The 22,789-nt window shown below is 60.7% G+C and carries 15 protein-coding genes; 3 read left to right on the top strand and 12 right to left on the bottom strand.

Features of this window, described 5'->3' with window-relative positions; genetic code table 11:
* Positions 1-951, top strand: a 951-nt coding sequence (locus tag AB5202_RS06520; protein ID WP_368143956.1) for an IS30 family transposase, incomplete at its 5' end; no start/stop codon positions are given.
* A gap of 618 nt (positions 952-1,569) precedes the next feature.
* On the opposite strand, the gene AB5202_RS06515 is transcribed toward AB5202_RS06520, so the two are convergent.
* The 9 genes from AB5202_RS06515 to AB5202_RS06475 all read right to left on the bottom strand — a co-directional run bounded on the left by AB5202_RS06515 (position 1,570) and on the right by AB5202_RS06475 (position 15,154).
* Entirely contained in the window at positions 1,570-1,974 is a 405-nt protein-coding gene (locus AB5202_RS06515) for a family 4 glycosyl hydrolase (RefSeq protein WP_368143955.1), read from the bottom strand.
* Positions 1,934-3,073 carry a class C sortase gene (locus AB5202_RS06510; protein WP_368143954.1) on the bottom strand — a complete coding sequence of 380 codons (1,140 nt, stop codon included), beginning with the start codon at positions 3,071-3,073 and terminating at the stop codon, positions 1,934-1,936. Before AB5202_RS06510 ends, AB5202_RS06515 begins: the two co-directional genes overlap by 41 nt.
* Before the next feature lie 165 nt (positions 3,074-3,238).
* Positions 3,239-5,008 carry a SpaA isopeptide-forming pilin-related protein gene (locus AB5202_RS06505; protein ID WP_368143953.1) on the bottom strand — a complete coding sequence of 590 codons (1,770 nt, stop codon included), beginning with the start codon at positions 5,006-5,008 and terminating at the stop codon, positions 3,239-3,241.
* Between the two features lie 69 nt (positions 5,009-5,077).
* On the bottom strand, positions 5,078-8,122 hold the full coding sequence (locus AB5202_RS06500) for a SpaA isopeptide-forming pilin-related protein (RefSeq protein WP_368143952.1): 3,045 nt from the start codon (positions 8,120-8,122) through the stop codon (positions 5,078-5,080).
* 680 nt (positions 8,123-8,802) lie between these two features.
* Positions 8,803-9,624, bottom strand: coding sequence for an HAD family hydrolase (locus AB5202_RS06495; protein WP_368143951.1), 822 nt, complete (start codon positions 9,622-9,624; stop codon positions 8,803-8,805).
* A gap of 224 nt (positions 9,625-9,848) precedes the next feature.
* On the bottom strand, positions 9,849-11,135 hold the full coding sequence (locus tag AB5202_RS06490; protein ID WP_368143950.1) for an MFS transporter: 1,287 nt from the start codon (positions 11,133-11,135) through the stop codon (positions 9,849-9,851).
* A gap of 386 nt (positions 11,136-11,521) precedes the next feature.
* The gene (gene mobB, locus AB5202_RS06485; protein ID WP_368143949.1) at positions 11,522-12,823 is read right to left on the bottom strand and encodes a molybdopterin-guanine dinucleotide biosynthesis protein B; all 1,302 of its coding nucleotides are present in this window, start codon (positions 12,821-12,823) and stop codon (positions 11,522-11,524) included.
* 4 nt (positions 12,824-12,827) lie between these two features.
* On the bottom strand, positions 12,828-13,883 hold the full coding sequence (gene moaA / locus AB5202_RS06480; RefSeq protein ID WP_368143948.1) for a GTP 3',8-cyclase MoaA: 1,056 nt from the start codon (positions 13,881-13,883) through the stop codon (positions 12,828-12,830).
* Positions 13,884-14,116: 233 nt separating this feature from the next.
* Entirely contained in the window at positions 14,117-15,154 is a 1,038-nt protein-coding gene (locus AB5202_RS06475; RefSeq protein ID WP_368143947.1) for a putative endonuclease domain-containing protein, read from the bottom strand.
* A gap of 316 nt (positions 15,155-15,470) precedes the next feature.
* Here AB5202_RS06475 and AB5202_RS06470 point away from each other — a divergent pair, with 316 nt between their 5' ends.
* Both AB5202_RS06470 and AB5202_RS06465 read left to right on the top strand, forming a co-directional pair.
* Positions 15,471-16,817: an MATE family efflux transporter gene (locus AB5202_RS06470; protein WP_368143946.1), complete on the top strand. Its 1,347-nt coding sequence runs from the start codon at positions 15,471-15,473 to the stop codon at positions 16,815-16,817.
* Positions 16,818-16,870: 53 nt separating this feature from the next.
* The gene (locus AB5202_RS06465; protein WP_368143945.1) at positions 16,871-17,719 is read left to right on the top strand and encodes a MerR family transcriptional regulator; all 849 of its coding nucleotides are present in this window, start codon (positions 16,871-16,873) and stop codon (positions 17,717-17,719) included.
* 57 nt (positions 17,720-17,776) lie between these two features.
* On the opposite strand, the gene ligA is transcribed toward AB5202_RS06465, so the two are convergent.
* The 3 genes from ligA to AB5202_RS06450 all read right to left on the bottom strand — a co-directional run bounded on the left by ligA (position 17,777) and on the right by AB5202_RS06450 (position 22,782).
* The gene (gene ligA / locus AB5202_RS06460; RefSeq protein ID WP_343001383.1) at positions 17,777-20,005 is read right to left on the bottom strand and encodes an NAD-dependent DNA ligase LigA; all 2,229 of its coding nucleotides are present in this window, start codon (positions 20,003-20,005) and stop codon (positions 17,777-17,779) included.
* A gap of 447 nt (positions 20,006-20,452) precedes the next feature.
* Positions 20,453-21,913 carry a S1C family serine protease gene (locus AB5202_RS06455; RefSeq protein ID WP_368143944.1) on the bottom strand — a complete coding sequence of 487 codons (1,461 nt, stop codon included), beginning with the start codon at positions 21,911-21,913 and terminating at the stop codon, positions 20,453-20,455.
* Between the two features lie 206 nt (positions 21,914-22,119).
* On the bottom strand, positions 22,120-22,782 hold the full coding sequence (locus AB5202_RS06450) for a response regulator transcription factor (protein ID WP_260699205.1): 663 nt from the start codon (positions 22,780-22,782) through the stop codon (positions 22,120-22,122).
* Between the last annotated feature and the right edge of the window lie 7 nt (positions 22,783-22,789).

Here is a 22,789-nt window from a genome sequence, read left to right as displayed (position 1 = left end):
CGGGCCGCGCAGCTGTGCGCCGACTCGGTCCTCGTCTCGTCCAGGCGCGGGATAGACGCCGACGAGCCCGCCGCGGCGGCCAGGCTGGAGGCGATAAGGGACTGTCTGCGCCGGGGGCTGTCGCCCGAGCAGATGGCGGCGCGCAACGGCGGCCCGGTGGACCTGTCGCCGTCGACCATCTACCGCTGGGTCTCGGCGGGCTACGACGGCATGACCAACATGGAGCTCAGGCGCAAGGTCGGCTACAGGCCGAGGAGGCGCGCCGCCGTCCGGGCGGCCACGCGCCACTCCGCCCGCAGGTCATATGCCGCGTTCCTCGCCCTCGGGGAGGACGCGTGCGCCGCGGCCTGGGAGATGGACACAGTCGAGGGGGCCCGGGAGGACTCCGCCTGCCTGCTCACGCTGCTGCACCGCCCCAGCAGGCTGCAGCTCGCGCTGCCGCTGGCGGAGAAGACCGCCGGGTGCGTCGCGGGCGCCCTGGAGGGCGTCCGGGCGGTCCTCGGCGCCGACGGCATGGGCAGGGTCTTCCGCGCCGTGCTCACCGACAACGGCGCCGAGTTCTCCGACGAGGCGGCGGTCGCGGCGCTGCTCGGCGAGGGGCCGGGCGAGACGAGGCTGTTCTACTGCGACCCGAGGCGCAGCGACCAGAAGGGCGCCTGCGAGCGCAACCACGTCGAGATCAGGAAGCTGCTGCCCAAGGGCGCCGGAATCAGGTTCGACCGGCTCGCCCCGGCCGACCTGGCGCTGGCCATGTCGCACGTGAACTCCGAGCCCCGCGGCGCGCTCGGCTTCGCGACGCCCGCGCGCGCCTTCAGGGCGATGCTCGGGGAGGACGCGGCGGCGCTGCTGGACGCCTACGGCGTGGGGGACGTGGCACTCGGCGATCTCGACCTGACGCCGGGGCTCATCGAGAGGGCGCGCGCAGAGAGGGGCGATGCCCCGCTGGCCTAGCCTAGAAGAAAAACGGAATAGACGGACCGACCGTCCGGCTGAGTCTGGGAAGAGGTGCCGGGCGGCGGGCGGAGCATGGCCGCCGGACCTATCGAAACACATCTCCACCGTTCCATCAACTGGGAAAACGGCGCCCCCGGGGCCCGGATGGGGCCTCGGGGGCGTTCGGCTAGCTGCGGGAACGGCCTGTCCGCCTAATGTGTTCGGCTGAGATCGGAAATCAACCGGGCGCCGGCGCCCTCGTCGGTTCCCTTGGAAGAGGTGCCGAGCGGAGAGCGGAGCATGGCCACCGGACCCACCGAAACACATCTCCACCGTTCCTTCAACTGGGAAAATGCCGCCCCGGAGCCCGGGAGGGACCCCGGGGGCTTTCGGCTAACTGCGGGAACGGCCTATCCGCTCAGTATGTTCAGCTGAGATCAGAAATCAACCGGAGAAATCGACCCTACTAAAAGGAGGCCGTATATGAAGACTGTATATCCCTTTTGCCTCCATATACACAAGAAGCGCCCCTCGGGGCGCTTCTGAGAGGCTCCCCCCTAGGATGGACCCCAGGGGGAGCCTATGGACCTCAAAGGCCGCTGCGAACCGTTCGCAGTCGGGCCGTCGAAGGCCTCGTTACTTAAGCTCAGGCCAGAAATCCTTGTTGGCCTCGATCATGTCGTCGAAAATCTCCTTGGCGACCGTCATGGACGGCACGGTCTTGTTGAGCGTGAACGCCTTGAGTGCCTTCTCATACGAACCCTCGATGCACGCCTCGACCACGAGCTTCTCGGAGTTGAGCTGCTGCATCATGAGGCCCTGCTGGAACAGCGGGATGTTGTCGCGCGAGATGACCTCGGGGCCGTTCTTGCCGATGTAGGCGGGAAGCTCGACCATCGCGTCGTACGGCATGTTCGGGATAGCGCCGCGGTTCTGGCAAATGACCAGGAAGCGAGCGAAGGCGCTGCACTTCGAGCGATATCGAGCACCAACGCGGGCGCTAGCGCAGGTGTCGCCCGCGATACTCGGGAGAATCAGCATCGGAATCGGGGGAAGCCGAGGAGGCTGAAGCAGAGGAGGAGAAGGGGACCGCAGGCCTGGAGGCTCCCGCGGTCCACCCGTTTCCGCCTTCGCCAGCAGCCGCGCCGGCGTCCAGCGTCACCGCGGCGGCAACGGCAGCACGCTGCGCCGCGCGCCGCTTCTTGCGCACGTGCCCGGCCGCAACGAGACCCACAACAATCGCCAGCAGCGCGCCCAAAACGCCCAGCGCCACCGCGGTGGTGTTGATGCCCTGCGCGTCCTCGGGCACGGGCACCCCATTCGGAATCTCCGCACGCACGCCCGATACGAGCAGGCGGTGCGAGTTCACGCCGTAGGGCGTGCAGGTCATGAGCGTCACGCGGTCCTCGCCGGCGGTCACGCGCAACTTGGAATCGTCGTCGGGCGTAATCACGTCTATGCGGTCGATCTTGTAACCCAGTTCCTCGCCCATCACCTCGATGTAAAACGAGTCGCCAACCTGCAGCTCATCCAAGCGCGTGAACAGGAGCGAGCCTGGCACGCCGCGGTGGCCGGTAAGCACGGCGTGCGTGCTCGCGCCGCCCACGGGCAGCGATGTTCCATATAGGTGGCCGGCGCCCGCAGCGAGCACCTCGGTAGAGGTGCCGTGGTACACGGGCAGGTTCACGTCGATCTTGGGAATGCGCACCGAGCACATAAGGCCCGATCCCGCGTTAAGAAGCCCCTGGTAGGTTGTATCTTGCGAGGCGATGGAATCCTCAGAGCCAGAGGCGGTGGAGGCGCCGGAGGTACTACCGAACGGATCCACGACCTCGCCGATAACGTCCTGATCGCCGGCGGCCAACTGCTCGTTGTAGGCGCGCGCGGCCGCGAGGGCCTCCTCCGCCTTCGGATAGGGCCAGCCATCAACCGTGTTGGCGGCCGCGGTAACTGCGGCCGTCTGCTCGGCCTGGGACATGGCGCGCAGGGCGAGGGGCGTGGCCACGATAACAAAGCCGGCGACAAAGCACAGAAGGGAAAGCAGGCGCAGGGCGAGGGGCGGTTTACGTCGGCTGGGGGAAGCCGGGTTCGAACCGACGCTCGGCGTGCGCATCGTCGATACGGGCTTGATTGCCTTCATGTGGTTCACCTCCGGGGGTGTGGGTGCGAGGACACGGTTAATGCACCACACCCCGCCGCGGGTCCAAGCGCGACGGGGTGCGGCGAAAGGGAATGTGAGAACGCGGCGCACGGGCGCTGATAGGAGACGACGATCGCCCGCTCGCCGCGTCATCAAGCTAGGGAATTAAGAGCGCATACGTGCACTCAGGGCAAAGGCGGCGCCAGCAGCCATGAGCAGCACGCCCACGGTGATGAAAACCTTGATGCCCAGGTCACCGGTCAAGGGCAGCTCGGTGAGGTTCTTGGCGTTCCAAATCTTGATGGTCGAGTTCTCAACGGAGACGCGAGGATCGGTAGCGTCCTTGGCATAAGAGACAGCAGTGATGGTCTTCTGGCCCTCGGGATCGTCGGACTTCACCGTAGCGGATACCGTAAAGGTGAACTTCGGCAGGGAGACGGCGGTGTAACCATTGGGAGGAACGATCTCCTCGATCTCATACGTGCCAGCGTCGAGACCATTAAAGTTGATGACGCCATCGTCGGTGGCGAACACGCCAACTTCGGCACCACCCTGAGTATCCTTAGTCGGAGTCGTGGTCAGGGTCTTCCATGCGCCGTTCTCGTAACCGAGATAGCTGCTTCCCGCCTTGATCGTGAACTTAGCACCCGAGAGCTTAGTGGTCATGTCCTTGGCGGTCTTCACGATGTTGAACTTATAGGAGTAGACATTCACCTCGTTACCAGGAATGGTCTGCTCATCGGAGATGTTGTTGGGGTTGTGCGACCAGGTAAGTGAGTCCTTGTTGGGGTTGCCCTGGATGGCGGTGGAGTCAGAAAGCTTGGCATCTGCATCAAGGGTAGCACTCACCAGTACGATCACCTTTGCGCCCTCGTTCAGCGCAGTAGCGCCCGCAACCTGGTTCACGTAGTTGCCAAGGTCGATGACGGTATCTACACCTCCGGCGTACTTACTATCGGTATCAGAAGTGGCAGCATAGGAAACTCTGTAGTCGTTACCCACCTTAAGAGTAACGTCTCCAACCTTGACCGATTCAACCTTTACGCCCGTGGCGACGTTACCGACAATCGAAGAAATGGCAGAACTAGCAGTGTCGTTGATCTTGAACACACGTTTGGTCGAATAGCCGGTGTAGTACGGAACGGTAGTCTCAAGCGTGTAGTACACGGTGTCGCCCACGGAGAAGGACGGCTCATAGTTGTAGGTGCCGTCAGCATTGGCAAGATGCTTAGAGATGGTCGGAATCACGTTCTTCACGGTAACGGTGCCATCGACATCGGTGCCCGCAATGCTCGTCGGCGTAATGATGGGCAGCGAGAAGGACTCCTTGTCCGCAGCGGGATTGGTAACGTCCTTCAGGAACCAGATACCCGGGACGTTAAAGGTTTTCACATTGGCGTTGCCGGCCGTAGACGTGGTGAACTCGGTTGCAGCAGGAGTACCAGGGAAGGTCTGGTCCTCGAGGTTCTGGGCAAAGGTGCGCAGCGCGGCATCATTGTTCCAAGGCGAGGAGAGGTTAGGGGCTCCGCTATTGCTAAACACCCGCATGATCAGGAAGCCCATAGGGTTGTTCGACGCGTTGCCCTCGGACACAAAGAAGTTCTTGTCCTGCTTGTAGGCAGTAAGCACGTTCCGGGCATCGCCCGTCCCATCAATGACAGCATTGAAGTTCATCGCGCCCTCGATGGTGCTCACGAGCGCATCGGTGGTATCAATCGTATAGGCAATCGACTTGTCATTGCCAACAACAACGTCCTTCAGCTCGGCAAGCTGCCAGCCGTTGAACGTGTGATCGGCAGCATCCGTCGACTGCTTGTTGATCGTAATGCTGTAGACTGGCGCAGCCTTGGCCGTGGGCGCTCCACCCACCAGGCCGGTTACGGCGATCGCTACGGCGGCGGCGCCGGCGATCAGCTTTTGTACTAATCGGTTCATGATTCCCCTTTCAGAAATAAGCCCGACATTCATAAACATCTATCTACATGCGCCATCAGACGAATCGTCCTAGCGGCGCTTTGTAGCGATCCAATACGCTCCCGCGGCGATACCGCCCAGAAGCATGAGACCGGCGCCCACGAGGAGCATGGAGTTCTCGGTCCAACCCGCGCCGGTGAGCGGGAGGTCCGTGAGGACTTTCACGTTGGTGAAGGTGGAGGCGGGGATGGCGTTTGGCTCGGCGTCCTTGCCGATGGTGTTACTCACAGTATTGCCCATGTCGTCCTTCACCTGCGTGACCGTGGTGGAGGTGGTGAGGCCGGTGTACTTGCCGGTCTTCTCGTCCAAGACGGCTTTCACGGTGACGGCCACTTGGTACTCGGCCTTGGAGTAGCGGAGCTTGTCGATGGCATCGGCGTCGGGCGCGACCTCCTTCACCGTGTAGGTGTAAGTCTTGGCGCCCGTCGGGTTCGAAGCGTCGTTCGTGGCGAGGTACTCTTTGGAGAACGAGATTTCGCCAAAAGATGCCTCGATGTCGTTGACCTTGGTGGAGTCTGCGGGAGCGACGGAAATAGTCTTCGAGTCAGGCATAGGAGCGCTATCCTTATTTGGCCCCGTAGCCTCGATGCTGAAGTCGAACGCAACGTATTTACCGCTGGAATCCTTCGGCCAGTCCGTATTACGGACGGATTTAATCACCGGGATTTTCACGGACGTAACGGAGCACGAGTCGGAGATGTACGTAATGCCATCAACGATGTTCGGCTGCTCGTTCTCGATCCACGTAATGGAGCCGCTTGTGCTGTCCACCGTGAACTTGTAGGTGTTCTTGTTCAGTTCGTAGCCAAACGGAGCCTGGGTCTCCGTGAGCGTGTACGTGCCCGGCAGCAAATCGGCCAATGTGAACTTGCCATCCTTGGCGTCGGTATCGGCCCAAGTGGTTTCGCTCGGAGTCGATTGGTCACTCACGGTCCAGGACTGCGCCTCAGTCAAGCCATCGGCACCCAGTTTCGCAAGCTTCCACTCGGAACCAGCCAAAGGAGTGTGTTCTGCATCGTCCTTCTCCACCTTGGCCCAAGACACCGTACCGGTGATCTTGGTGTTGGCGATGGCACCCGTGGTGTTAGAAGGTGTGAACGGAACCTCGTTCCCGTTCTCATCCACGTAGCCCTGGACATAGTTCACCGACTCACCAGCATTGTTCATGGTTGCGTAGTAGATCTTGTCCGAAACCTGGTAACCCTCCGGCGCCGTCTCCTCTTTGATGTAATAGGTGAATGCCGGATTAGAATCCGAGATCTCCTTACTCGGATCGGCCTTCTGGTTCAAATAGTTGAACTGAAGCTTGCCATCAGTAGAAGCGTAATCGTTGGCAGCGCCATCCGTTACCGTAACGATGGGACCCGTCCCGTTCTTGGCATCTTTGACAGTGCCGTATATCGTCCACGAGGAACCGGGAAGCAGCTTAGTACCATCCGCAGCGTCGACCTTGCTCCATGCAATGGAGGAACCGTCCGGTGTATACGAGCCAGACCACGGGAAGTTGTGACGCTCCTGGTCCATATCGATAACGGAAGCCGAGTTACCCTCACCAAATGCTGCGGCAACCTTCGGGCTGTTCATTGAGAAATCGGCGCCGGCGTACACACGACCATTGGTGGTCACATGGTCGTCGAAGCTTCCGTTGGGAACGAGAATCGATCCGATCATAGCCGCCGCAGGATCGTCGTCAGTCCACTTGGCACCGGTAGTTGCGCCATCGTATTCCCAGTCCGCGCGGTCCTCTCCCGCGATGCCGCCCCGAATGGTAAGGCTTTGCGTATCGACAAAGTTCCACATGATGGACTGGGAAGCCGTCGCGTATGCTTCACCCAGTGCCTTGCCGGAATATTGAGTTTCGTAACCACGCGAAATCTCGATGCCGTTCCACCAAAAGCGCCAGCCATTGTGGAACTCAATATTCGAAGATCCGGTAACGTTCACAACAACCGAGGCGCCCTCGGGAATGTCCTCGAATGCGAAATCAACGCCACGATAATACTCGTTGTTGTATGTATTGCTCAGCTGAGAAGCATCGATGGTGAACACCTGCTGCATAGAGGTGTTGTCGCCCTTAAACGTGATAAGACGCTCGCTATTCTTGAATTGCTTACCATTGAGCGACGTATCGGCGCAGTCCTCATTGATGGTCTTATACGACCCATCAAACACCAGGCCATAGCTACAATCCGTCTTGTTGTTGTACTTGTTGATGATGTAGCGGTTGTCCTTATCGCACGCCGAAGCAACGCCGTAGCTCACTTTGCCCGTCTTCGCAAACGAATTCAGCTGATTAGAAAGCGTGTTGAGATAGCCTGTCTCTCCGCTGTAATTCGAATAATCCTTGCCATTAATGTCCTTGAGGAAGTTAACTTGGTTGAACAGAGTACTGTCCTGAGCGTTCTCGCCCGCGTACCAATAACCCTGGGTTTTCACCACAGACTGGCGCCCGTTATTAGTATTCCAATAGGTAATGGGACCGGCGATCTTCGCGGTGTAGTCATAGCCAGCGGAGTCAGCCGTTCTCGCTTTGCCGACCCAAGCGCCTTTGTTCCAAGCGCCAACGGTAGTCTTCCCCGGCAAGTCGCCACTGTAACCAACGCTCATGTTGGTGATCGCACTGTCGATTCCAGCCACCGCAAGCACGGTGCTGCCGTCGACAGGACGGAACTGGGAACCAAAACCAACGGTGCCAAAGCGGAAACCAGCGCCAATACCTTCATAGGGCCAGCTCTCTTTGAGTGGATTCATGGCAAGCTTGCCACGGACCACGGTAAGGCCCTCCGCCTCAGCGGCATATGAGCCGGCGGGGGCGTTGCCCGCATCAAGAGTTTTAGTGTTGCTCGGTTTACCACCGATGTACATGTCGCGGCCGACGTAGGTGGCCACGCCGGGATCGGGGGTAGAGACATCGATATTCGTACCGATGCCGATAGGCGTGGGCTTGTAGATGCCCTTGTTCACAGTGGTAGCCGCGCTCGCAGAGGTGGCCGCGCTGAACGGGGACAGCAGCGTGCTTGCAACGAGAACAGTTGCCATAAAGCTACATGCGGCGAACTTCTTCACTTTGAGCACCCCATTACAGTTTCCTCGGTAGAAACTGTCTGGGTGTCGCTGGCGATGGCCTGCGAGATCGGGGGCATAACGAGCGACAGTACCAGGCTCAAAACGGAAGCTCCGCACAAAACACCTGCTAGCACACGATGTGCCGCTTTATTGTTCTGCTTAGATTTGTCTGAATTCGCTTTCATCGATGTCTCCTCCCCAAGAGACCGCGATCGTGCTCTTTCACTATCAAACGTATCTGCGCAACCTGAAATTGCGCACGCTTAGTAATGACTATTCTAACGATTGTTTGAACATCTGGGCAAATAAACCGATAGTTTTGTAGCGAATTGTCAATTCTCTTGACAATTGCTCAGATTTACCTTCGTTTATTCGCTATCTATTTTTTGTTTCTACTGGTAATTTAGTTGCCCATCATTTTTTAATGGCATTAGATTTATTTGCACAACATTTTGCTCAAGAGCAAGCATCCTGTGAACAGTCGAAAGCGACCATGAGCGGTAGGACATTTACCGAGAGGAATATCCTACCAAACTGATGAGAATATCTTAAACCCATCGGTGGTTTGAAGAATGGTGTTCAGACAACAATATTTGAATTTTCACACAGATTTTCGGTATCAATTCGCCCAAATCGCCTGAGGCCACCACAAAGGCACCTGTCCCCTTTGCGGTGGTTCTGCCCCAACGCTACAGCAAATGTTCCTCGATAAAGATCGCGATGCCGTCTTTGTCGTTGCTGGCGGTTACAAAATCGGCGGCGGCGCGGGTGGCGTCGCTGCCGTTTGCCATGGCCACGCCCACGCCGGCGTCGGCCACCATGCAGGTGTCGTTATCGGCATCGCCAAACACGCAAATGTTCTCGAGCTCCATGTCGTTGAGCTCCGCCACGCGCACAAGGCCGCGCGTCTTGGACACGCGCGGATCCATGAACTCGTAGAGCCGCTGCGTGGTTTGCAGAGCCGCCGCCTTAACAGTGTTATCGGCAAACGTCGACGCCCGCTCAATCACCCGCGGCATTACCTCGGGCGCCATGGTAAACATCACCTTGGGCTGCGGCTCGCGCAAAAACTCGGCAAAATCGACCACCTGGTAGGGCACGCCGTCGACGCGCGACAGGTGCTCGACGCACGCGTTGCTCTCGGGCACGTAGAACACGCCGTCTCGGGGGCAGACGGGCGTTGCTGGAAGGTCCGCCATGTGCTTGCAAATGCGCGCGATGGTCTCGCCCGGCAGCGGATAACTCAGCTCGTTGATGTCATGCGCGCGGTCGATGACCTCGGCGCCACCGCAGCCCACCATCACGTCTACCAGGCCTTCGATACCCCAGAGCCCAAACATGGCCTCGGTCGCCTGGGCGTCGCGCCCGGTGCACAGGCCAAAGAGCACGCCGCGCTCGCGCAGAGCGCGAATCGCCGCCACGGTGCGCGGGGACACCGCGTGCTGGCTCGTGAGCAGCGTGCCGTCGATATCGCAGAACACGGCTTTGATGTGGCTGAAGGTGGTGTCCATGGGGGGCCTTTCTGGGTTGTGCGACGGTGCTGAATGTGGCTGGAAATGGTGTACATGGTATACCAAGGCGCGCACGGAGCGCTTTGGAGCAAAACCACCACAAAGGTGCCTGGCCCCTTTTGTGGTGGCCGAACCCGAAGGGTGGCCTGGCCGGAGCGCAAACCATCACAACATTCGACGTTTTTCGGCAAAATCGCGATTTTCATCTAATGTTGTGATGGTTTTTACTGCCTTGCGGCACGATCAAAATGTCGGCGTCCAAACAGCAGCAACGCCGCGGGAACCGCCGTCACGACCATGCCCGCACCAACGAGCGTCTGCTGCACGCCAAACGTCGCCGCCAGCCACGGGGCAATCGCCAGCGGGGCCACGCCGGCGAACATGTTGCCAAAACCCATGACCGAGTTCACGCGACCGAGCTGCTCGAGCGGGGCCGTCGTTTGCACGATCGTGTTGTGGAGCGGGTTGACGACGCCCCAGGCCACGCCCAGGGCAATCTGGCCAATGAGCGCCACGCCCACGTACGTTGTTCCCACGTAGAGCAGGCTTCCCAGGCCCACGGATATGAGTGCCACGAGCAGCGTTTTGAGACTGACAAAGCGCGGCGGCAAGCGGAGCGCGAGGACGGCGCCCAGCACCGCGCCCACACCGCTGGCCGACGAGAGCCAGCCCATCCACTCAACACCGACGTGCAGGACATCGCGGTAGAAGAACGACTCCAGCGGGTCAAAGGCACCGTAGCCAAAGTTTGAAAGGAAAATAATGCAGAACAGCAGGGCGAGGACGCTGTTGGTGAAGACTGTCTTGATGCTGGTCGCGAAGGTGACGCGGGTGGATTTACTGGAGTCGGAGCTTTGACTGGCGGTACTTGCCGTTGCGCTGCTGTCCGCGGGACTGCTTTCGCGCGTGGCGACGTGACCCGCTTGCGGCCTAAAGCCCCAACCGGCGACGAGCGCCAGTACGGTAAAGATCATCATGAGCACGAACACCGCGCGCGACGACGCGGCCGCCGCGACAAAGCCGCCCAGTGTGGGGCCAACGATGATGCTAACGTTTGAGAGCATGGCGATGGCGGAGTTGATGTCTTTGAGCTCGACAGGATCGTCAGTGAGGTAAGCCGGATAGGATGTGGCGATGGGCTGGGCAAACCCCATCACAAAGCCCAAGAGCGCCGCGCCGAGCAGGACGATGCCGGTCGCGCTACCAAAAACGAGGATTGCCGCGCCGGTTGCCAGCGTGCCCACGATGCTCAGCAAGAAATGACGGCGCGGGCCCCAGGCGTCGAGCGTCGCGCCACCCGCAAAGGATCCCAAGATCACGAATACGTTCATAAAAAGGACGGCCAGCGATGTCGCCACAACCGAGGCATCGTCTGCATAGGTGAGCGTTCCGATGACACCGATGAAGTAGCTGGTCTGAAAGCCGGTATATATGAGGAAGCGCATTGCCACCAGGTGCTTAGCCTGCGCGGACAGCGATGATTGAGGCTTTGAGAAAAGAGAGGCGAGCATGGAGACTCCTTGTTTCATACGAATACGGGCGGTGGGCATTCACCACCGTCTGTCAAATCAATCTATTAGCAAGAAACACTAAGGACGCATCAAGCCCCTTCTCTCCGTTTTTCGCCCGTCATGAACTACTTGGTAGATTGTAAGGCATGCCCCACACATCTACCAAAGCAAAAACCACCACAAAGGTGCCTGGCCCCTTTGTGGTGGAAATGACGTTTGCCCAGATAAAACCTGCCAAAACAAACCTGTCCCTTTTTGGCATGTTATGGCAGCGCAGCGAGCCGGTTCCAAGTGCCCCAGGTCGCCCCGAAAGAGGAGCGACGCGTACTTTGGTACGCGAGCGACGGCTTGAGGGGCGAGATGGGGTGCTTGGGGCCGGCGCAGCGTCAAGCCTGAAGGTGGTCTTGGATGAGATCGCAGATGGCTCGGGCATCGTTGATGTTGATGGCTCGGGTCGCAAAGCCGGCGTCGAAGGCCTGACGCGCCAGGGCCTCGTTGCAGGCAAGGGCCAGCGTGTGACCGTCGACCAGGTCGAGCGAGCTCTTGCCGCGCAGACGGTCGACACCGGAGCGCGCGACCACGATGTTGTCGAAGCCCTCGGTCTTGTAACCCTCGATGATCACCACGTCGACATCGTTGTAGCGTGACAGCAACTCGCGCGCGGGCATCTCGTCCTCCTCGCGCGTGTCGGCGTACTCCGCCCAGCGCGTGGCGCAGATGAGGCCCACGTGCTTGGATCCAGCCTGGTGATGGCGCCAGGTGTCCTTAGCGGGCACATCGATATCAAAGCCGTGGTGCCCGTGATGCTTGAGCGAACCCACGCGCAGGCCGCGGCGAGTAAGCTCGGCGATAACCTTCTCGACGAGCGTGGTCTTGCCCGAGTTTTGGTAGCCGATAAACGCGATCGCGGGGACGGCCGGAGTGGGAGCTGCGGGCGCGACGGCGACGGGTGCGCTCGCGGGTGCGTCGCCTGCGGCTCCCACGGCCTCAGCAGCAGCGGCCTGACGCTCTGCGCGATCCCACACGCCCGAGCGGCCGCCCTCCTTGTGCAGCAGGCGCACGTCGACGATCTCCATGCCGCGATCAACTGCCTTGCACATGTCATAGATGGTCAGACACGCGGCACTCGCGCCGGTCAGAGCCTCCATCTCGATACCCGTCTTGCCCGTCACGCCCGCCGTAACCAGAACGTAAAAGCCAACCTGCCCGTCCGCGCGCGCCGGCGCCCAGCCCTCGGGCACGTCCTCGGCCGGCGTCCCCGCCGAAGCAATGGGCGCAATGTCGCACTTACTCTTGGTAATGAGCAACGGATGGCACATGGGGATGATGTCGCTCGTGCGTTTGATGGCCATAATGCCCGCCACGCGCGCGCAGGCAAGCACGTCGCCCTTTTTGGCGCGGTCCTGCAGCACCATGGCCTGCGTCTCGGGGTGCATGAGGATGGTGCCCTCAGCAATGGCGATGCGATGCGTCTCGGCCTTGTCGGACACGTCGACCATGCGCACCTCACCCTTGGCGTCCACATGCGTCAGCTCATCGCGACGGGCGTCACGGGCGGGCTCGACGACAGCGCTGACAGACGGCTGCACGGACGTGTCGGCATCGCTTGCCGCGGCCGCGTCTTTGTGGGCAGACATCGCGGCCCTGCGAGCGGCCTTGGTGGCATCGGCGTACCTGCTCTTGGCCATATGATCATCCTCCGATTTGGGACATAAATCGTTGCGTGCCCTCAATTATCGCGTGTTCCTGCGGTTTGTGGGCCACGGCATCGCGCCAAATCGAAAGCACCTGCATATCATCACCACGGCGCAGGGCGTCGCGCACCGAATACTCGGCATCGCTGAACAGGCACGGACGCACGTTGCCATCGGCCGTCAGGCGCAGACGGTTGCAGTTCGCGCAAAAATGGTTGGACATGGCGCTGATGAAACCAACCGTTCCCGCCGCGCCCGGAAAGTGCCAGTAGCGCGCAGGGCCCGCGCCGGCAGGAGCGTCGTTGATGTCGAGCGGCTCGAGCTCGCCCAGACCCGCCGCGGCGGCCCCGGCATTGATGCGCGCTCGCAGCTCGTCGCTCGGCACGGTGTCGCTCGCATCCCACAGATCGGGATTGAGCGTGGGTGCGTGAGGGTCCACGGCGCAATGCGAACTTGTGTGTTCGTCGCCGATGGGCATGTATTCGATAAAGCGCAGGTGGATGGGGCGGTCGAGCGTGAGCCGCGCGAGGGCCGCCACATCCTGGTTGAGCCGGCGCACCACAACGCAGTTGACCTTAACGGGCTCAAAGCCCCAAGCCAGCGCCGCGTCGATGCCAGCCATGGTCTGCTCGAGCCGGCCCAGGCGCGTGATCTTTCCAAACAGATCGGGGTCGAGCGTGTCGAGCGAGATGTTGACGCGGTCAAGCCCGGCATCTTTGAGCTGCGGCGCCAGCTTGGGCAGCAGGGCGCCGTTGGTGGTAAGCGAGATGTCCTCGATCTGCGGGATCGCGCGGATATCGCGAATGAGCGGGATGATGCGCCGGCTGACCAGCGGCTCGCCACCCGTCAGGCGCACGTGGCGAATGCCCCCTCCCGCCACCAGGCGCACAAAGCGGGCGATTTCCTCGGCACTGAGCAGCTCGTCGTGCGCACGGGGCGCCACGCCATCGGCCGGCATGCAGTAAATGCAGCGGAAATTGCACTTGTCGGTAACGGCAATGCGCAGGTAGTTGATATCGCGGCCAAAACCGTCATGTTGCACGTACCCGTCCACGCAGCCCTCCCCTCGCGCGGCGTTTTATTCTTCGGAAAACATAATACCCCACAAGAGAATCATGCCGACACCCGTACGACAGGACAGGTCGCTTCGAGCAAAACGGACTTCCCAAGCCCATCCTCAACACAGACCATCACAACATTCGATGCTTTTCCCGTTTTTGACGAAAAACGTCGAATGTTGTGATGGCTTGCCTGCCCACGGCACCCCGTAGAAAGGCCAGAACGCCCCTAAAGGCCGCCGTCCCAGTGCCGAATCACGAATTCTCGCAGGTCGTTTTGACGTTTCTGGAACGCTTCGCTTCGGTCGCACTTGAGACCCATAGCGAGTGCGATGGCGTTCATCGCCCGGTGCAATTGCAGCTGATGGGCAAACTGGGTCCCGGTGAGGACGATCGTCCTAAAGCCCAGCGCGCTCAGCACGGTCATACGCTCCGCATCCGACGCGCTGCGCTGTTTATCAAGATGGTCCGAGCCGTTGTACTCAATCCCCGTACCGCTCGCAGGCGCATATACGTCGATCTCGAAATACCCGGCCTTTGCGAGATACTTGAACTCGTTGGGAACATCGACCCGATGGTTGAGCTCGATCTTGGCGTATCCCAGCCCTCCCTGGGAACGTTTTGCTACGACCATGATTGCGGTGGCCGTCTCCATGGGCGACCGCGCGCCATCGTGCACGCGCTTGAGCACGGCGGCTGCGCGTATGGCCCCCTGACGAGATCGGTTCTCATTGCAATAAGCAATCAAATCGGCGACGGTATACCTCTGCCCCATCTCGATATAATCGCCTGTCGACAGATGATTCAAATGGTATCGGGCGCAGATTTCGTAGCCATATTCCAACTGCTCGGGCTCGCTCATCCACGAACCCGCTTGGACAAAGCACATGGCCTCATCAACCACTAGAAGGCCCTCTGCCACCTCGATAAGATGGCCTGGAGGTACCGGCGCCCCAAACACGTGGCACCTAAATCCAGCCGGCGTCGAGCGCTCAAAATCGAAGTTAACGAGCGTATCAATATGATCGAGCTCTTCTCGTGGAATACCAAGAGAAACCAGATAGTCGGCAACGATCCCAACTGCCGTTGAAGCCCTCAGCCCCTTGGCGTCGAGTCCCAATTTGGGCAGGCTCGCGGTCGACTCCGCCTCGTTAGCAAGCGAGTCCTCATCGTATAGACTGCTTGCTCGCGAGAGCGGCTCGGACAGGCGCGCCACGTTATGGTACAGCCAGGCAGTCTTATGGGACAGGACGATCGGCAGGTCCATGAGCCCTCCAATGGAGTCGGATAACCAACCTTATTCCCCTGCTCACGGGTCCACACACCTTCGTGCGCAAGAAAGCGATTCCACCCGGTCGAGTGGCAGAAAAACCATCACAACATTCGATGCTTTTCCCGTTTTTGGCAAAAAACGTTGAATGTTGTGATGGTTTGAGGCGAGGTGAGGGGCACAGAGGGCCAAAGCATCGTGCTAGGAGCGTGACTTTTTTCGCCCCGTCGTCAACATAAACCTTGACTCTACAATCGTTATAGGGTTTTCACTACACTGGTAGCTAAACGAACCAAGCCAGAAAGCCCCGCCCATGGAACACGACCTCACACGCGGCAATGTCCTCAAGACCATCGCGGTCTTTGCCCTGCCTTATATGCTCTCGTACTTTTTGCAGATGCTCTACGGCATGGCCGACCTGTACATGATGGGACAGTTTAGCGGCGCCGCCGGCATCACCGCCGTGGGCAATGGCGCGCAGACGCTCTACATCATTACCGTGACGCTCGTGGGTCTGGCCATGGGAACGACGGTCATCGTCGGCCACGCCGTGGGCTCGCGTCGCTTCGATCGCGCCGAGACCGCCATCGGCAATACCATTACGCTGTTTATGGGCGTCTCGGTGGTACTGGCCGTCATCTTGTTTGCACTATGCCCGCAGGTTGTGGCGCTCATTGGCACGCCGCCCGAGGCGGTCGAAGGCACCGCCGCCTACCTGCGTATCTGCTTTGTCGGCATTCCGTTTATCGCCGCATACAACATTCTCTCGGCCATCTTTCGCGGCCTGGGCGATTCGCGCTCGCCCATGTACGTGATCGGCGTGGCATGCATCATCAACATCGCACTCGATTTTCTGTTTATCGGCCACATGGGGCTCGGCCCCGTGGGCGCGGCGCTCGGCACGGTAACCGCCCAGACGGCAAGCGTTGCCCTCGCGCTTGTGTGGCTCAGGAGCCGCCGCACGAACATCCATGTTAAGCGCAGCGACCTGCGCCCCCAGCCCGAGGTGCTCAGTAGCATTCTTAAAATCGGCGTGCCCGTGGCAGTACAGGACGGCTGCATCCAGGTGGCGTTTATGTTTATCACCGTCATCGCCAACCACCGAGGGCTCGTCGACGCCGCCGCCGTGGGCCTGGTCGAAAAGATGATCAGCTTTTTGTTCATTGTGCCGAGTTCCATGGGTGCCACCGTCAGTGCGCTCACGGCGCAAAACGCCGGCGCGGGCAAGGGCGACCGCGCACGTCAGGTGCTCAAGGACGCCATGACGATCTCGGTGGTGTACGGCTGCCTGATCACGGTGCTGATGTGGCTGGTGGCGCCGGCGTTTATTGGCTTTTTTGCCAAGGACCCCGCGGTGGTCGCGGCCGGTACCGGCTATATGCACAGTTATATTTTCGACGCTATCTTTGCCGGCATCCACATTTGCTTTAGCGGCTTTTTCGCTGCATACGGCAAGAGCTACATCGGCTTTGCGCACAACGTGCTGGCCGTGGCGCTCATTCGCGTGCCGGGCGCGTGGCTGCTGTCAAACGCCTATTCCGACACGCTGTTTCCCATGGGCATCGCTTCGCCGTGCGGATCGATTGTGTCGGCGGTCATCTGTGTTGTCGCGTTTACCGTGCTCAACCGCCGCGGAGCTTTTGACAAGCTGGTAGCGTAGCGGGGCGACGCGAGCCTGGCGCCCTCCCCGACCCTATTGAAAGGAGCTGTCCTGTGACCGACACGTCAAGTGAACATACTGAGGGCCTGCTCCGCATTGGCGAGGTGGCGCGCCTGTTTAACCTGAGCGTGGGGACGCTACGTCATTACGAGCAGATGGGCTTGCTGGACCCGGCGTACATCGATCCGGCAAGCGGGTACCGCTACTACGGATCGCGGCAGCTCTCCACCCTCAACACCATCAGCCACCTGCGTGTTCTCGACTTGCCGTTGGCGCAGATCCGTGAGTTTGTGACCACGCGCGATGTGGACCTTATGCAGCGGCAGCTGGCTCAGCAGCAGGAGCTCATCGAGCGCAAGCGCCGAGAGCTGGAGCGCGTGTCGCGCAAGATCGATAACCGGCTTGCCCTGCTGCACGATGCCCTGAACACCGAGCTCGACACCATTTGCACAATCGATGCGCCCGAGCTCCGCTGCGCCGTGTTGCGTGAACGCGTCAACCCCACCGACGCCTATGCATTGGAGTGGCAAATTCGTCAACTGCAGAAGGGCCAGCACGAGACCTTTGTCTTCCTGGGCAACTTGGGCGTCGGGATTGGCGCCGAGCGCCTGGCCGCCGGCGACTTTGATGGCTACGACGAGGTCTTTTTGCTGCTCGATGACACCGATGAGTACATGGGCGACGTCGAGACGCGACCCGCCGCGCGCTGCCTGACCATAAGCTTCCGCGGCACGCACGGGCAAGCAGGCCCGCGCTATAAGCAGCTGCTCGGCTATATGCGCGAACACAGGCTGTCCCCCGCTGGCCCCTCACGCGAGATCGCCCTCATCGACGATATCGTCAGCGACGACCCGGCGACCCAAATGACACAGATCACGGTGCCGGTTGCCCCGTCCAAATAAGAACCGCCCGGAAGGCATCGTGCTTCCGGGAGGTTCTTCAATTTGACTATTGATGCACTAAGCCTGGGGCACCTGACCAGTAGCCAAGATTTGCTCGAGTGCGTCCTCGTCCAGCACGGGTACGCCCAGCTGCTCGGCCTTGGTGAGCTTGGAGCCCGCTTTGGGACCGGCGACCAGATAGCTCGTCTTCTTTGAAACACTGCCCGAGACCTTGGCACCAAGCACCTTGAGCGCCGCGCCCGCCTCGTCGCGGGTGCGGTTGACAAGCGTGCCGGTGAGCACGAAGGTCAAACCCGCGAGCGGCTGTGCGTCGGCGAGCTCGCCTGCCACGCCGGCATCGGCTGCGGCCTGCGCGTGTGCGGCACCCAGGTCGACCTCGAGCGACAGACCCGCCTGGCGCAGGCGCTCCAGGACGGCAAGGTTTTCGGGAACGGCCAGGAACTGCTTGACGCTCGCCGCAATCTTGGGACCGATGCCCTCGCACTCGGCGATGTCCTCTTCGCTCGCCAAGATGAGCTTATCAATCGACAGGAATCGCTCGGCGATAACCTCGCCCACGCTCTTGCCCACGTGGCGGATGCCCAGGGCAAACAGCACGCGACCGAGCGGCTGGCTCTTGGACTTGTTGAGCTCGGCGATGATTTTCTCAGCCGTCTTGAGGCCTACCGGAATGGGGTCGCCCTTCTTGACGCCCTTTTTGCTGTTGGAACTGGCATAGGTGCGCCCCGTGTCCAGGCCTGCGATGTCATCGACCGTGAGCTGGTAGAAGTCTGCGACATCGTGAATCAAGCCGGCGGCGATCATCTTGTCGACGATCTCGTCGCCCAGGCCGTCGACGTCCATGCAGCCGCGGCTCACCCAGTGGAGCAAGCGCTCCTTGAGCTGCGCGGGGCAGTCGATGGAGACGCAGCGGTAGGCAACCTCGCCATCCTCGTGGACCACGGGGCTACCGCACACGGGGCAGACCTCGGGCATGTGCCAGTCGACCGAATCGGCCGGGCGTTTATCGAGCACCGGGCCCACGACCTCGGGGATCACGTCACCCGCCTTGTGCACGATGATGGTGTCGCCCTCGCGCACGTTTTTGCGGCGGATCTCGTCGATGTTGTGCAGCGTGGCGCGCGCGATGGTGGAGCCGGCGACTGTCACCGAATCGAACTCGGCGACCGGCGTGAGTACGCCGGTGCGGCCCACCTGGATGCGAATCTCGCGCAGGACGGTCTGCTTTTCCTCGGGCGGGAACTTAAAGGCAATGGCCCAGCGCGGCGCACGGGCAGTAAAGCCCAGGTCGAGCTGCTGCTGAAAGCTGTCCACCTTTACGACCACGCCGTCGATGTCGTAGTTCAGGTCGCCGCGATGCTCGAGCGCCTGGGCGCAGAACTCGTGAACCTCGGCGGGCGTGGCACAACGGGCCACGTTGGGGTTGACGCTAAAGCCGGCGCTGCGCAGCCAGTCCAGAAACTCGCGCTGACTGTGAACATGCAGCGGGTCGGTATCGGCGATGGCGTAGATAAAGGTAGCCAGGTCGCGGCGCGCCGTGACCTTGGGATCCTTTTGGCGCAGGCTGCCGGCGGCGGCGTTGCGCGGGTTGGCAAAGGGGTCGCGCCCCTCGGCATCGGCCTCGTCGTTCAGGCGCACAAAGCTGCCCTTGGGCATGTAGACCTCGCCGCGCACCTCGATGGTGCGCTCGCGATCGGCGCCCATGTGGGCGAGCGCCGGCTCGGACAGGTGCATGGGCACATCCTTGATGGTACGCACGTTGAGCGACACGTCCTCGCCCGTGGTGCCGTCGCCGCGCGTGGCGGCGCGCACAAAAGTGCCGTTTTGATAGGTAAGCGCGACGCCCAGACCGTCGATCTTAAGCTCGCAGGTATAGGTGACGCTACCGGCGCCGAGCGCATCCTCGGTGCGTTGGAGCCACGCGTCGAGCTCGTCCAGATCCATGGCATCGTCCATGGAATACATGCGTGCCATGTGCGTTACCGGCGTAAACTGCTCGCTCACGTAGCCGCCCACGCGCTGGGTATAGCTGTCGGGCGTTACCAGATCGGGGTAGGTCGCCTCGATTTCCTGCAGCTCAACGAGCATTTTGTCAAAGGCGGCGTCCGTGATCTCGGGCGCATCGAGCATGTAGTAGCGATAGGCGTGGTAATCGAGCTCGTGGCGCAGCTCGGCCGCGCGCGCTGCCGCCTGGGCACGGGCGTCGGTCGGTGCGGCGGCATCCGCGCTCGCGGACGTTTCGGTATCGATGTCCACACCGTCACCAAACAGGCTCGATTGCTCCATAGCGGCACTCCTTCGCTCGATTTCAAACGGATACAAGAGTACCACCGGTCGCAACGGGGCCGAATAGCCCTTTCGAACCGCACCGAATCGGCAGCCACCAGACCGGGGTGGACAATTAGTTCAGATACGTATAAATCCTAGAGCTGGATCAGGCACGAACACCCCTGTTTCAACTAATTTGAGCCCCTCGAAACCATGTAAACGTCCCACTCTCCCTTCCAAACACCCATTCGAGCCCCATCCCAATCAAAAATTGCTCAAAACGCATCCCAAGCTGCCCCAGATTTATACGTATCTGAACTAACTGTCCAGACCATTACGAACCAGGCCTCTTGCCAGCCACAAGTGATCCGTTTTCCTCCGCCCCCAACGGATCAATAAGAAAAGGGGGGCTGTCCCGCGTTGGTGGGACAGCCCCTCTGGCATCGGTATGAGCGAAACGGCTCGCTAGTAGCCCTGGCCGTAGCCCTGACCCTGGCCCTGCTGGCCTAACAGCTCCTCCAGGTACTGGCGCAGCTGCTCGTCGGTAATACCGCCATTGCCGGTGTCGGTCGAACTGTCGTCCTGCTGCTGGTTCTGCAGCTCTTCATCGGAGCCCAGCTCGACGGTGACCTTTTTCTCTTCCTTGCCGCGCATGAGTGTGATCTCGACCTTCTCGCCCACCTCGTGGCTGCGCAGAGCAATGATCAGGCCATCGGCGCTCGTGATCTCGTCGTCGCCCAGCTTGGTGATGACATCGCCCTCCTGAATGCCGGCCTTGGCAGCAGGACCATCCTCAACGACGCTCGCCACATACGCGCCGCTATCGGTGCTCAGCTTGTTGGTGCGGGCGTTGAGCGCATTGACGCTCGAAAGCGTAGCGCCCATGTACGGATGCACCGGCGTCTTGCCGTCGATAATCTGGTCGGCAATGTTCTTGGCATAGTTGACCGGAATGGCAAAGCCCACGCCCGAGCTGGAGCCCGAATAACTCTCGATGAGCGAATTAATGCCCACAAGCTCGCCATTGTCGTTAACGAGCGCGCCGCCGGAGTTGCCCGGGTTGATGGCGGCATCGGTCTGGATCATGTTGGCATAGATAGTGTTGCCGCTGGTAGAGCTCATAGCCGTGGAGCGATACAGCGCCGACACAATACCCGTGGAGACGGACTGCTCGTTGCCGAACGGCGAGCCGATCGCCATGACCCACTCGCCCACGTTGAGCTTGGAGGAATCACCGATCTCGATCGGCGTAAGCTTGGAGGCGTCGGCGTCCTTGAGCTTGATGACGGCTAGGTCGCTCGAGGCGTCGTTGCCCACGAACTCGGCCTCATAGGTGGTGCCGTCGTCCATGGTCACCACGTACTGGTCATAGCCATCGACCACGTGGTTGTTGGTAAGGATGTGACCCTCGGTATCGAGCACCACGCCCGAACCGACGCTGCCCGAGCTATCCGACTCATCAGCAGACTGCGAAAGCGAGCCATTCTGGCTGCCGCTCGAAGTGGCGGTGATGGAAACGACGGAGGGCAAGGCCTTGGCAGAGACGGCCTCGGCCAGCGTGGTGTCCTCGGAATCGATCGTAATCTTTTGCGTCGATGAACCCGAAGCACCCGCCGTCACGGCATTCTTGCCGCCACCAATGTTGAGCGTGCCGCTCATAATGAGCGCAATGACCAGCAGGGCGCCGCAGGCACAGCCGGCGAGTGCTGTAATGAAAATCGGCAGCTTTTTGGTCTTGGTCTTGACCACCGTGTGCTTGTTTACGACCTGTTGGCCGCCCAGCGGCTTGCCGGTCTGTGTGTCGTAAGCCTGCACGTAGGGAATGTTGCTGCCGGCAGGCGTCGACTCCACCTGCACGCGCGGCTGCTGCTGGGTCTCGCCGGCGTTGCCCGCATCCTGGGGACGCTGGGAATCGTACTCGCTCATAGCTGCGATCCTTTCGTCAAATAACCAAAGGCCCGCCAAACACGTGGCGGGCCATCATTGTTCACGTTGAGTTGTACCCCAATATGCGGGCGAACGTGTATGAGAACGCAATCTTTTAGGAAGGCTTAAGTTCTGCTGCAGGCCCAAAAGGGCCCAGCCTACGGCAAAACCACCACAAAGGTGCCTGTCCCCTTTGTGGTGGAAATCTAGTCCTTAAACAGATAGCCCACGCCGCGGACGGTGGTGATGTGTGCCGCGATCTGCGGGCCCACCTTGGAGCGGATGCGTCGAATGTGCACGTCGACGGTGCGCGTGCCGCCGCAGTACTCAAAGCCCCACACGCGGTGCAGCAGCACCTCGCGGCTGTAGGCACGGTTGGGGTGCGTCGCCAAAAAGCTCAGCAGCGAGTACTCCATCAGCGTCAGGTCGATGGGCTCATCATCGAGCGTCACCTGGTAGGTAGCCAGGTTAATCTCAAGGTTGTCGATGTTGAGCACATCGTCGGCGGTGACGGTCTCCTCCTCGCCCATCAGGCGCTGCGCACGAGCCTTAAGCTCGTTGGATGTCGCCGTGGGGCATACAAAGTCGGCATGCGCGTGATTGGGCAGGCGCAAGGTACCGAGCGCCTCGTCGTCGACGATCACCAACATGGGGACACCGCCGCGATCGTCAAGCCACTTGGCAATCTGATCGATGCGGTCGCCGCGGATGCCGTCGGAGTCGAGGATCAGCAGGTCAAAGTCGTGCGCCGCAGTCGGCGAATCGGGGGTTGCCAGGCTCACCTCGACACCCAGGGTGGTCGTCAAGCTGCGGGCAAACTCGTGGAAGCGCGTCGTGCGCGCCATGAACAGGGCACTCTTTTCGGACATATCGGCC

The organism is Collinsella aerofaciens (assembly GCF_040915545.1).
Lineage (GTDB): Bacteria > Actinomycetota > Coriobacteriia > Coriobacteriales > Coriobacteriaceae > Collinsella > Collinsella aerofaciens_BE.
The sequence above is the reverse complement of the archived record's forward strand: the minus strand, read 5'-3'. Positions and strand labels throughout refer to the sequence as shown.

Coding starts and splice junctions, on each gene's coding strand:
- AB5202_RS06515 (WP_368143955.1), bottom strand. CDS start 1,974: ATGCTGATTCTCCCGAGTATCGCGGGCGACACCTGCGCTAGCGCCCGC.
- AB5202_RS06510 (WP_368143954.1), bottom strand. CDS start 3,073: ATGAAGGCAATCAAGCCCGTATCGACGATGCGCACGCCGAGCGTCGGT.
- AB5202_RS06505 (WP_368143953.1), bottom strand. CDS start 5,008: ATGAACCGATTAGTACAAAAGCTGATCGCCGGCGCCGCCGCCGTAGCG.
- AB5202_RS06495 (WP_368143951.1), bottom strand. CDS start 9,624: ATGGACACCACCTTCAGCCACATCAAAGCCGTGTTCTGCGATATCGAC.
- AB5202_RS06490 (WP_368143950.1), bottom strand. CDS start 11,135: ATGCTCGCCTCTCTTTTCTCAAAGCCTCAATCATCGCTGTCCGCGCAG.
- mobB (WP_368143949.1), bottom strand. CDS start 12,823: ATGGCCAAGAGCAGGTACGCCGATGCCACCAAGGCCGCTCGCAGGGCC.
- AB5202_RS06475 (WP_368143947.1), bottom strand. CDS start 15,154: ATGGACCTGCCGATCGTCCTGTCCCATAAGACTGCCTGGCTGTACCAT.
- AB5202_RS06470 (WP_368143946.1), top strand. CDS start 15,471: ATGGAACACGACCTCACACGCGGCAATGTCCTCAAGACCATCGCGGTC.
- ligA (WP_343001383.1), bottom strand. CDS start 20,005: ATGGAGCAATCGAGCCTGTTTGGTGACGGTGTGGACATCGATACCGAA.
- AB5202_RS06455 (WP_368143944.1), bottom strand. CDS start 21,913: ATGAGCGAGTACGATTCCCAGCGTCCCCAGGATGCGGGCAACGCCGGC.
- AB5202_RS06450 (WP_260699205.1), bottom strand. CDS start 22,782: ATGTCCGAAAAGAGTGCCCTGTTCATGGCGCGCACGACGCGCTTCCAC.